Source organism: Micromonospora sp. C31 (assembly GCF_018070575.1).
GTDB lineage: Bacteria > Actinomycetota > Actinomycetes > Mycobacteriales > Micromonosporaceae > Micromonospora.
Map to the genome: position 1 here is coordinate 1 of NZ_JAGPXN010000026.1, position 10,625 is coordinate 10,625.

Consider the following 10,625-nt stretch of genomic DNA (forward strand, 5'->3'; position numbering starts at 1 on the left):
GTTACGGCGGTCATGGCGGAGGGGAAACGCCCGGTTACATTCCGAACCCGGAAGCTAAGCCCTCCAGCGCCGATGGTACTGCACTCGGGAGGGTGTGGGAGAGTAGGACACCGCCGGACAATCTTTCGGTTCAGGGCCACCCCTTGCGGGGTGGCCCTGAACTGCGTCCCGGACCTTTCTGGTGGGCCCATCGACGAAGCCGAGCAGGTTCGCTCGGACGTATGCGGCCGAGGGCTGGGCGGCGAACTGACCACGCGCTGCGGTTCATGGCCGGGCAGCACACCTGGCCGCACGTCGCCGCCCGGGGTACGGCCCCCGACTGATCGGCACGCCGATCACCGGCCCCGTGGCGCGACTGGACCGGCACCGCGCGACGGGAGGACAGCCAGATCACCGGCACGGTGGCGACCGGCGCGGCGGTGGGAGCAGTGGCGGGAGCAGTGGCGATGGAGCGACCAGGTGTGCTGCCCGGCCATCAACCCCGGCCGTGGCGGAGTCGCAGCGGCGGGCCGGCACACGGGTCCGGCCGACGACGTCGACGGTCGCCGTGGCGGGCGGTGCGCGTACGACAGGAGGAAGCCCCGCCGGCGACGGGCCGGCGGGGCTTCCTCCAGGGTGATTCGCGCGGTGGTCAGGACGGCTCGGGGCCGCAGATGAAGCGCGGCTCCGCGGCGTAGCGCCAGGTGAACTTCTCCCGCTTCACGACCTTGCCGTCCTTCTTGAACACCCGGTAGGCATCCTGGGTGAACCCCTGGCTGCCGCCCGCCGGGATGCAGGTCGGGCCGGGCTCCAGGTAGACCGTCTTCGGCTGGGTGATGTTGCGGCGCGGGGTGTACTCGGTCTTCACGCTGTCCCAGATCTTGGTGCTCCAGATCGAGACGGTGATCGAATTCGACGTGTAGGAGGTGTCGATCAGCACGCCGTGCTCGGTGTCGTTGCGGAACTTGAAGTCCAGGTTCGGCCAGAAGATGGTCGACTCGATGACCGCCGGGTAGCGGCTGAACCAGTACGAGTGCGGCTTGTGCTCGACGTCCTCCAGCCCGGCGTAGTACGTGGCGTTGAACAGCGTGGTGGTGAACTGCGAGGTGCCGCCGCCCACCCCGGGGACCAGTTTGCCGTCGAGAATGACCGGGGCGTCCCGGTAGCCCTGGGCGTAGCCGCGCTCGCCGGTGTGCCCGTTGAGGGAGAACGTCTCGCCGGGCAGCACCACCGTGCCGTCCACGTCCTTCGCGATCGTGACGATGTTCTGGCTGCGCGGCGAGGAGAGCCCGCCGGTGAACCGCGTGGTGAAGGTGGAGACCCGCTCCTTGATGCCCAGCCCGGCCAGCTTCGCCGCGGTCAGCTCCGGCTCCGCCGGCCTCAGCTCGCCGGTGACCTTCCGGTCGTCCGCCTTCGGCAGGACGGCGAGCAGGTCGCGGCCGAGGGCCGCGCTGTCGAGCTGCTGCCCGGGCTTGCCCTCGACGACCTTCGGCTTGCCGCCGGAGATGGTCATCCGCGCGTCCTTCGGGGGCACCTCGATCGCGGCCAGGTCGTCGCCGAGCGCGGCGCGCAGCCGCTTCACGTCGACCTGCGGGGTCAACCTGCCGGTCTTGTCGGCGGTGAAGCGCAGGCTGCCCGCGATCGCCTTCGGCGGGATCTGCACCGAGCCCTTGCCGGTGGACAGGGTGACGGGGGCGGCCACTGCCGGCTTCGCCAGCTCGGCGACCAGCCGGTCCACCTCCTCGGCGGTGGTTGCCGGGTGCGTCTCGACCAGCGGCACGGTCACCGGCTGCCCGCTGAGCCAACCCTCCCGCACCACCTGCGCGGAGCGTTCCGGATCCACCGCGAGGCTCGGCTTCGGGTGCACCGCCTTGGGCGTGGTGCCCTTCCAGGTGATCGCCGGCATGGTCATCTTCCGGCCCTGGTCGCCGACGACCTTCTCGAGCTCGGCGTCGAGCCGGGCCGCGTCCACGGTCACCACGGGCTGCACCGCCCGGGACCCCACGAGCCGGTCGACCGCGTGCGCCTCCGCCTCGGCGGCCGCCGCCACCGTGGCGTCGACGTCGATCGCCAGCCCGATGGAGGCCGGGTCGATGGTGGCGCTCCGCTCGCCGACGCGTACCGACAGCGGAGCGTTGAGGGCGGCGGCGCGGCGTACGAGCTCGGCCCGCAACTCCCGGGCGGCGTCCGCGCGGCTCCGGCCGCCGAGCTCCGCGCCGAGCACCGTCGTCCCCCGCGGCACGTCACCGGCGTACGCGTAGGCGCCCGCCCCCGCCACGGAGCCCAGCACCGCCGTGGCGACCCCGGCGGCCAGCAGCAGGCGGACCCGGCGGGACCGTGACCCGCCCGGCCCGGCTGCCGGCGCGACCGGCTCCGGCTCGTCACCGGGCCAGGTCACGGCCTTGACCTGCACGGTCGGCCGGTCGTCGGCGGGTGGGGTCTTCTCGCCGTACAGCGTCACGGTCACCTCGATCGGACGTATTACAACGGGGGAGCACGCCTCCGCCCGGAAGACACCTACGGTAACCGGCGCTCCGGCGGGGCGGCAGCCTCCGTCCGAACCGTCGCGCCACGGCGTGTCGCTGGTGTGTCGGAGACCACAGCCGGTCGCCGGCCGGTCCGGCGGGCATGGCACGGTGGGGGCATGGAAGCGGACGAGGCGGCCCTGGCGTACGGGGGCGGCTGGCTGGACCGGGCGGGGGAGCTGCGTACCGACCCGGAACGGCTCGCCGCGCTGCTGGCGGACCCGGCGAGCACCCTGTTGCCGCTCTGGCGCGACCGCTGCCTCGTCGCGGAGGACGTGCCGGTGCGGCTGGCCGGGGAACGGGCGACCGGGGCGCTCGCCGTCGCTGACGAGACCGTCTTCCTCGGCACGGACGAGGGCTCGGCCGTCTTCGCCGTGGACCTCTCCGGGCTGCCCGAGGCCGCCGCCCTGCAGGTGGCGGGGGCGAGCGCCGCGATGGACGTCCGGGCGCTGGTCGGCCGGCTCGACCCGGCCGGGGCGGCCGTCCAGGCGTACGCGCGGGGACTGCTGCACTGGCACCGGCAGCAGCGCTACTGCGGCACGTGCGGGGCGTCGACCGTGGCCCGGGGCGGCGGACACGTCCGCTCGTGCGCGCGGGCGGACTGCGGCCGGCTCCTCTTCCCCCGGATCGAACCGGCGGTCATCGTGCTCGTCGAGGCGCCCGGTTCCCCCGACCGCTGCCTGCTGGCCCGGCACGCGGGCGCGCCCGAGGGGGCGTACTCGACGCTCGCCGGCTTCGTCGAGGTGGGCGAGAGCCTGGAGGACGCCGTCCGGCGGGAGATGGCCGAGGAGGCCGGCGTGACGGTGACCGACCTGGCGTACGTGGGGTCGCAGGCGTGGCCCTTCCCGGCCGGCCTGATGGTCGGCTTCCGGGCCACCGCCGCCTCCGAGCAGGTGCGGGTGGACGGCGAGGAACTGCTGGAGGCGCGCTGGTTCACCCGGGACGAGCTGCGCGAGCGGGCGGCAGCCGGACGGCCGTTGGGCCGCGCCGACTCGATCGACCACCACCTGCTGCGCTCCTGGCTCGCCGCCGGGGCCTGACCGGGCCAACTCCTCCAGCGCGACACGACCGCCGCCGGTTCCTCAGCGGACGAGCACGGCGACCGGCGCGGACGGCGTACCGGTGTCGACGCCGTCGGTGGCGGCGACCCGGAACTCGTAGCGGTGCCCGCGGACCAGCAGGACGGCGGTCAAATCCGTCCCGCCGACCGGCACCGGATCCGTCCGCCACTCCCCGCCGGAAGTGACGTCCCGCATCTGGACGCGGTAGGCGAGGCCCGGCCCCGCCGGACGCCAGGTCACCCGGGCCTCGCCGTTGCCGGCCGCCGTCGCCGTCAGCCCGGCCGGCGTGGGCAGCCGCAGGACGGCCCGGACGGGCCTGCTCTGCCGCCCGGCGCCGGCCTGGTTGGCGGCGGCGACCACGAACTCGTACTCGTGGCCGTTGCGCAGCTGGCGGATGGTGGCCTCGGTGCCCTGCACGGGCACCTCCTCCTCGGTGAACTCCCGTTCCCCGGCGGTGAGGTCCCGCCGGTAGACGCGGTGCCACCCGCCCGGATTGGTCGACCGCCAGGTCAGCTCCACCTCGCCCAGCCCGATCTTCGTCACCCGCAGACCGGTCGGCACCACCGTCGGCGCGGTGAAGCGCGCCTGCGCCCGCACCGGCGGGGAGAGCGGACCCTCACGGTCGCGGTCCACGGCGCTGACGGCGAACTCGTACTCGTGGCCGTGCTCCAGATGACGGGCGAGGTGGCTCGGCCGGGTCTCGAGTGCGGGGGTGCCGAAACTGCTCCGGCCGGCCGTCACGTCACGTCGGTAGACCCGGTAGGAGACGCCGGGCCCCAGGTCGGCCCAGCCGAGCCCGATGCCGCCGTCCGGCTGGGCCTGGGCGGTCAGCCGGGCCGGCGCGGCCGGCGGGTCGACCGAGGCGGTGGCCCGGACGGGCATCGAGGGCGGGCTGTCCCCGCCGCCGCCGACCGCGACGACGGTGAACTCGTACGTGCGGGCGTGCCACAGTGAGCCGACGGTGGCGCTGGTGCCGGTGAACGTGCCGACGAGGGCCGGTTCCCGCTGCCCCGCCGTGACGTCGCGCCGGTAGAGCCGGAACACCTGGACGAACGGCACCGGCTCCCAGTGCACCGCGACGTCCCCGGTGCGCCCGGCCACGGCCCGCAGCCCGCTGGGCGGTGGTGGCGGCGGCACCGTGGCGGTCATCCGCGCCACCGGCGACGGTGGGCCCTCGCCGCGCCGCCCGACGGCGGTCACCCGGAACTCGTATTCGTGCCCGTTGACCAGGAAGTCGGCCGAGGAGCGGGGCTCGGCGGCCGGCTCGCCGATCCGGACGAAGTGGGTCTGGCCCGCGGTCACGTCGCGGCGGTGCACCAGGTAGCGCAACTCGTCGTCGGTCGGCACGGGACGCCACCGCAGCTCGGCGTTGCCGGCGCCCCGCGCCTCGGCCGTGAGCGCGGCCGGCGCCGGCGGCACGTCAACCCGGTCCGGCCGGGGGCGGGGCCAGTCGACCTCGACGAAGCGTGGCCGGTACAGACCGGCGTCGGCGTACGTGACGGCGTCGTCGACGTTGTTGACGTTGTAGGAGACCAGCAGCTTGCCCGGACGGGCCAGGTCGGGGTGCAGGTCGGCGTCGTAGACGAGGTGCCCGGCGTCGGTCTCGGGCGCGCGGTGCAGGTAGTCCGGCCCGTCGAACGGACCCGTCGGCCCGCCGGCCGAGTAGGCCACCACGTCGGCGCTGAACACCAGGTTGTTCTCGTGGGTCACGAGCACGTAGCGGTCGCCGACCCGCTGCACCCCGTACGACGTGCCGACCCCGCTGAGGACGCGGGCGGACCGGTCCGCCGCGGGTGTCCAGTCGGTGCCCGTCCAGAACTCCCACGGGCCGTTCAGGTCGGTCCCGGCGACCCGGGCGACGTGCGCGAACTTCGTCTCGCCGCTCGCCTCGGTGCCGTAGATCAGCGTGTGCCCGCCGTCGCGCAGCAGGGTGGAGCCCCACGAGATGCGCTCCCCCAGCGGCAGCGGCCTGACCCCGGTGGGCGTCAGGCCGGGCAGCGCGAAGGTCGCCAGCGAGGTGCCCAGCAGGAGGTGGTCCAGCGGGCCGTCACCCGTCCGGCGGTAGCGGTTGACCAGCACCTGGAGGGTCTCGCCCACGACCTGGGCGTCGCCGATCCAGTGGAACTGGTCGGCGGCCGGCGGCGGCACCAGCGAGGCGGGGTCGTCGGCGGTGCCGCCGTGCACCGTCTCGCGCAGCTCGTCGCCCTGCTGCACCACGGCCGAGTTGTTGATGAACGACGCGGTGCGGGGGCGGGAGCCGTCCGGGCCCACGGGGCCGAGGAAGGTGTCGGAGAAGAGCCAGAGGAGCCGGCCGTCGGGGAGCCGGACCGAGGCCGTCCGGTCGGCGCCGTTCCACCGGCCGGAGGTGTCGCCGTAGCGCTCGAAGAGGGCGGTGAGCCGGTCGGCAGACATGCCGCCCTCGGCCCGCGCCCGGCCCGGTACGCCGGCCGTCAGGGTGAACACCAGCGCGGTGGCGTACAACACGAGCAACCAGCGTGCGTGGGCGCGGCCCTTCCCTGGCCCGGATCCGGTCGTGGCCGTGCTGACGCTCACCAGAAACCCCCGTCTCCTGGTTATCCGTCCCGCACTGTGACATGTCCTCCCGCTGGGGTGGTAGTGGCCGTACGGGTGCGTTTCGCCCTGCTGTCCCTTTCGTGGGCCAATGTCAGGAATCCGGTGACGACGGCGGTGACGGCCGCCGTCGCCAGGGCGGCTCCGGCGATCCCGACGACGGTCCGCGGCACGACGGTCGCGACGGCGGCCACGAAGACCGCCGTCGACGTCCACAGCGGAGCGGCAGGCCACCGGGCCGATGCCGCTACCCGGGCGTTGACCAGGATGAACACGATCGCGTACAGGGCGCCGGTGGCGGCGAACAGCGGGGCGTGACGGCCGGCGGCGGCGTAGTCGGGGCCGCCGGCCAGGCGGAAGGCCAGCCCGCCGGCGAGCGCCGAGCCGAGCACCAGCACCGCCCCGACCCCGGCGACCAGGGCCAGCGCGGCGACCAGGGCCCGCCGGTCCCCCTTGGCCAGGCGGGGCAGCGCGATCACCGTCACCACCTGCGGCGCCCACAGGGCCCCCTTCGTCAGCACGGTGCCGACGGCGTAGGTGCCGGAGACGTCCGGCGGCAGGAAGCGGCGGGCGAGCAGCAGATCCGCGTAGGAGACGACCAGCATCGCCAGCGTGGCGCCGCTGGCGGTGAGCACCGTCCGGGTGGCGAGGGAGGGCGCGGCCGGGTCGATGCCGGCGCCCCGGTTGAGGCGTACCAGCAGGGCGAGCACCAGGACCGAGGTGAACGCGCCGGCCAGCAGCGACCCGGTGAGCCCGCCGCCGAGCGCGAGCCCGGCCACCATGCCCCCGTAGCGGCCGGCACCGAGCAGCGCCATGCCGCCGGCGAGCCGCAGGAAACGCTGGTCGCCCTGCAACTCGCCCAGCCAGCGGCCGGCCGCCACGACCGCCACGGTGAGCACGCCGAGCAGCAGCACCGCCGGGGCGGTCAGCCGGAGCCCGACGGCGGCCACCGGCAGCGTCAGGGCGAGCAACGCGGCGGTGACGAGCACCGTCAGCAGGGTCGGTCGGGCGGTGGCGGCGCGACCGTGCCGGGCCCGGTGCACGGCGACCGCGATCTGGAGCCCGGTGCTGGCCACACCGCCGATCGCACCGAGCGCCAGGAGAGTGGCGAGCGCGCTCAGCTGCGCCGGATCGAGGTGCCGCGCGCCGAGGACGGGCACCACGTAGGCCAGCCCGTTGACGAACACGCCGGCCAGCGTCACCGCGATGCCGGCGGTGCCGAGACTCCTCGCCCGGCCGGGCCGCTCCGAACTCGTTGCCATCAACCGTCCCGTGTCGCCGGCACTCCCGGGTGTGCAACGGGCGCGCGTACAGTGGCGCCACGCCGGTGCCACGCCCGGTCAGCGTAGTGAGGAGGTCAACCCTGCGGGAGAGGTCGATGCTCGTCGGACTCGGGCTGGCCGTCACCCTGCTGGTGCTGGCTCCGCTGGCGGCACCCGGATACGTGCTCAGCTACGACATGGTCTTCGTGCCGCACCAGCCGTGGCGTGCCGAACTCGTCGCCCCGTCCGACTCGCTGCCGCGGGCGGTGCCGTTGGACGCCCTGGTGTCGCTGGCGACCCAGGTGGCGCCCGGCTGGCTGGTGCAGCGGCTGGCGCTGGTCGCGGTGCTGCTGCTCGCCACCGTCGGCGCCGGGTCGCTGGTGCCGGCCCGGCACCCGGTCACCCGGCTGGTGTCCGCCGTCGGTTACGCGTGGACGCCCTACCTGGCGGAGCGGCTGCTGATCGGGCACTGGGGGCTGCTCCTGGCGTACGCGTCGCTGCCCTGGCTGGTGCTGGCGGTGATCCGGCTGCGGGCCGGTGGCCGACGGGCGCTGCCGCTGCTGCTGCTGGCCGCCGCCCTGGCCGCGGTGACCCCGACCGGCGGCCTCATCGCGCTGGCCGCCACCGTCGTGCTGGTGCCGCGGCGCGGCGGGGGCCGGGTCGGCGCGGTCGCGATCGCAGCGGTGCTGCTGCTGAACGCGCCCTGGCTGGTGGCGGCGGCCCTGACCCGGGCGGACGCCCGGACCGATCCCGACGGGGTGGCGGCGTTCGCGGCCCGGGCGGAGAACTGGAGCGGAGCGCTCGGCGCGCTGGCCGGCACCGGCGGGATCTGGAACGCGCAGACCATGCCGGTGAGCCGGTCGTCCCCGCTGGCGCCGCTGGCCACCGTCGTCGTGCTGGCTGTGGCGGTCCTCGGCTACCGGGCGCTGCGCCGCCGGTGGCCGGGCGGGATCGGCGACCGGCTAACCGTGTTGGCGGCCGGCGGGTTCCTGCTCGCCGCCCTGGGCGTGCTGCCCGGCCTGGGCGCGTCGCTGGAGTGGCTGGTGGCCACGGTGCCGGGAGCCGGGGTGCTGCGCGACGGGCAGAAGTTCCTCGTCCCGTACGCCCTGCTGGTCGCCGTGGGGTTCGCGCTCGGCGCGGAACGGTTGGCCGGGGCGGTGGCCCCGGCGGGGCGGGCCGGCGCGGGCGCGGTGCTGGCCGGGGCGTTGGTGCTGCCGGTGGTGGTCCTGCCGGACCTGGCGTTCGGCGCGGCTGGCCGGCTGCGGCCGGTGACCTACCCGGCGGACTGGGACGCCGTCGCCGCCCGTCTCGACGGCCAGCCGGGCGAGGTGCTGTCGTTGCCGCTGGGCTCCTACCGGGCGTATCCCTGGAACGGCGGCCGGACGGCGCTCGACCCGCTGCCCCGCTACGTCGACGCCGACGTCCTCGTCGACGACACGCTCTGGGTGGGCACGAGCGAGGTGAGCGGGGAGAACCCGCGCGTCGCGCACGTGCGGCGGGTGCTCGACGCCGGTGCTCCGGTGCGGGTCACCGGGGTGCGCTGGGTGGTGGTGCAACGGGTGGCCGGCGGGCAGCGGCCGGATCCGGCGACGCTGGCCGGCCTCCGCGAGGTGTACGCCGGTGAGGACCTGACCCTGTACGAGAACCCGGCCGCGGCGGGCCCCGGTGCGCGGTGAGCTGCCGCCGGTTCGCGCCGCCGGGCCGGTGTCGATCGTCCTCGCGGCCCTCCCCAGCGACGCTACTTGGTGGTAACGTCCCGCGCACGCAGCTCACGAGGAGGAAGTCAGCACCATGCGCAGTGCTCTCTCGTTGGTTCTCGCCGGAGTGATCGCGGTCGCTCTCGGCGTCTTCGGGTCGGTGGCGCTGGCCACCACCCTCACCGGCACCTCGTCGTCCGAGGCCGCCAAGGCCGAGCAGGCCGCGCGGACCAGCTCGGACGGCGGTAGCGGCGGCGCCAACAAGCCGCTGGTCTACGGCACGAGGTAGGACGGCTCCACCGGCTCCAACTGCTCCGCCGGCACCACAGCCCGAACGTTCGCGGCCCTCGTCACGAGGGCCGCGAATTTTTCGCCCGAGACCGGCCAGGTGAAGCGGGCCGCGTGCGCCCGCGCCGCCGCGCCCATCGCGGTACGCCGGCCGTCGTCGGTCAGCAGCAGCCGCACCTTGGCGACGAAGTCGTCGACGCCGTCGGCGAGCAGGCCGGTCCGGCCGTCGACGAGCGCCTCCTCGACCCCGCCGGCGCCACGGAACGCCACCGTCGGCGTGCCGACCGCCCCGGCCTCCACGATGGTCAGCCCCCAGCCCTCCTTGAGCGAGGGGGTGAGCGCGAGCCAGGCGCTGGCCAGCAGCTCCCGCTTCTCGGCGTCGCTGATGAAGCCGGTGAACCGGACCCGGTCGGTGACGCCCAGCTCTTCGGCGAGTTGGCGCAGTTCCGGCTCCCACCAGCCCTGCCCGGCGACCACGAGGGTGAGCCCGGGCAGCTCGTCGGTGAGCCCGGCGACCGCGTGCAGGGCCAGTTCGACCTGCTTGTGCGGCACCAGTCGGCCGAGCACCACCAGGGACGGGTGCGGGGTGCGCGGCACCGGCCCGACCGTCATGTCGGGGGTGCCGTTGTGCACGATCGCGACCCGGGACGGGTCGATGCCGAGGGTGGCCAGCTCCTGCCGGGTGGCCGCGGAGACCGTCACGTACTGGCAGTGGCGGTAGACGCGCGGGGCGAGCCAGGACTCGACCCACCAGCCGAAGCGGGCCAGCCAGCGGCCCAGCACCACCGGCCACTGCTCGCGGTGCACGTGGTGCACCAGCGCGATGACCGGTCGGCGGGCGTACAGGGCGGACAGGAAGGGCAGGCCGTTGCCGACGTCGACGATCACGTCGGGGCGGCCGCCCCGACGTCGGGTCAGTGGCCCGAGGCCCAACGCGCCGGCCAGGTAGACGAGGGCGGCGCGCAGGTAGACGGTGTGCCGGCCGCCGCGCCGCAGCACCCGTACGCCGGCGGCGGTGACCTCCTCGGCGGGGCCGGCGGAGTGGGTGGCGCAGAGCAGCGTGGCCCGGTGGCCCCGGCGCACGAGCTCACCGGCGATCCGCTCGACGTACACCTCCGAACCGCCACCCTCCGGGTTCCGGGTGTCGCGCCAGTTGAGGAAAAGTACGTGCCGGGTGGCGGCAGGCGGTGCTTCCACACTTACTCCTACTGCCGAGTAGTCTTCGCGTCGCGTCACACTATG

6 protein-coding genes, 1 rRNA gene and 1 pseudogene are annotated in these 10,625 nt (G+C 75.0%); 4 read left to right on the top strand and 4 right to left on the bottom strand.

Annotated elements, in window-relative coordinates:
- Nucleotides 1-2: 2 nt before the first annotated feature.
- A 5S ribosomal RNA gene (rrf, locus tag KBX06_RS25335) occupies nt 3-119 on the top strand.
- A 512-nt stretch (nt 120-631) separates the two neighbouring features.
- Here rrf and KBX06_RS25340 read toward each other — a convergent pair.
- Nucleotides 632-2,446, bottom strand: a complete 1,815-nt coding sequence (locus KBX06_RS25340; protein WP_210839373.1) for a VanW family protein — start codon at nt 2,444-2,446, stop codon at nt 632-634.
- Between the two features lie 177 nt (nt 2,447-2,623).
- Between KBX06_RS25340 and nudC the strand changes: the two genes are divergently transcribed.
- Nucleotides 2,624-3,544 carry an NAD(+) diphosphatase gene (gene nudC, locus KBX06_RS25345; protein ID WP_210839375.1) on the top strand — a complete coding sequence of 307 codons (921 nt, stop codon included), beginning with the start codon at nt 2,624-2,626 and terminating at the stop codon, nt 3,542-3,544.
- A 42-nt stretch (nt 3,545-3,586) separates the two neighbouring features.
- Here the strand turns inward: nudC and KBX06_RS25350 are convergent, their stop codons facing one another.
- Nucleotides 3,587-6,049, bottom strand: coding sequence for a fibronectin type III domain-containing protein (locus tag KBX06_RS25350; protein ID WP_210839377.1), 2,463 nt, complete (start codon nt 6,047-6,049; stop codon nt 3,587-3,589).
- 89 nt (nt 6,050-6,138) lie between these two features.
- Entirely contained in the window at nt 6,139-7,398 is a 1,260-nt protein-coding gene (locus KBX06_RS25355; RefSeq protein WP_210839379.1) for a polysaccharide biosynthesis protein, read from the bottom strand.
- Nucleotides 7,399-7,514: 116 nt separating this feature from the next.
- On the opposite strand from KBX06_RS25355, the pseudogene KBX06_RS25360 reads away from it, so the two are divergent.
- Nucleotides 7,515-9,050, top strand: a pseudogene (locus KBX06_RS25360) (hypothetical protein); the annotation flags it as partial.
- Nucleotides 9,051-9,189: 139 nt separating this feature from the next.
- Nucleotides 9,190-9,384 carry a hypothetical protein gene (locus KBX06_RS25365; RefSeq protein WP_210839381.1) on the top strand — a complete coding sequence of 65 codons (195 nt, stop codon included), beginning with the start codon at nt 9,190-9,192 and terminating at the stop codon, nt 9,382-9,384.
- Here the strand turns inward: KBX06_RS25365 and KBX06_RS25370 are convergent.
- Complete coding sequence (locus KBX06_RS25370; protein WP_307854748.1) at nt 9,369-10,580, bottom strand: glycosyltransferase family 4 protein; 1,212 nt, start codon at nt 10,578-10,580, stop codon at nt 9,369-9,371. The two genes, KBX06_RS25365 and KBX06_RS25370, sit on opposite strands and share 16 nt — an antisense overlap.
- Nucleotides 10,581-10,625: the final 45 nt, after the last annotated feature.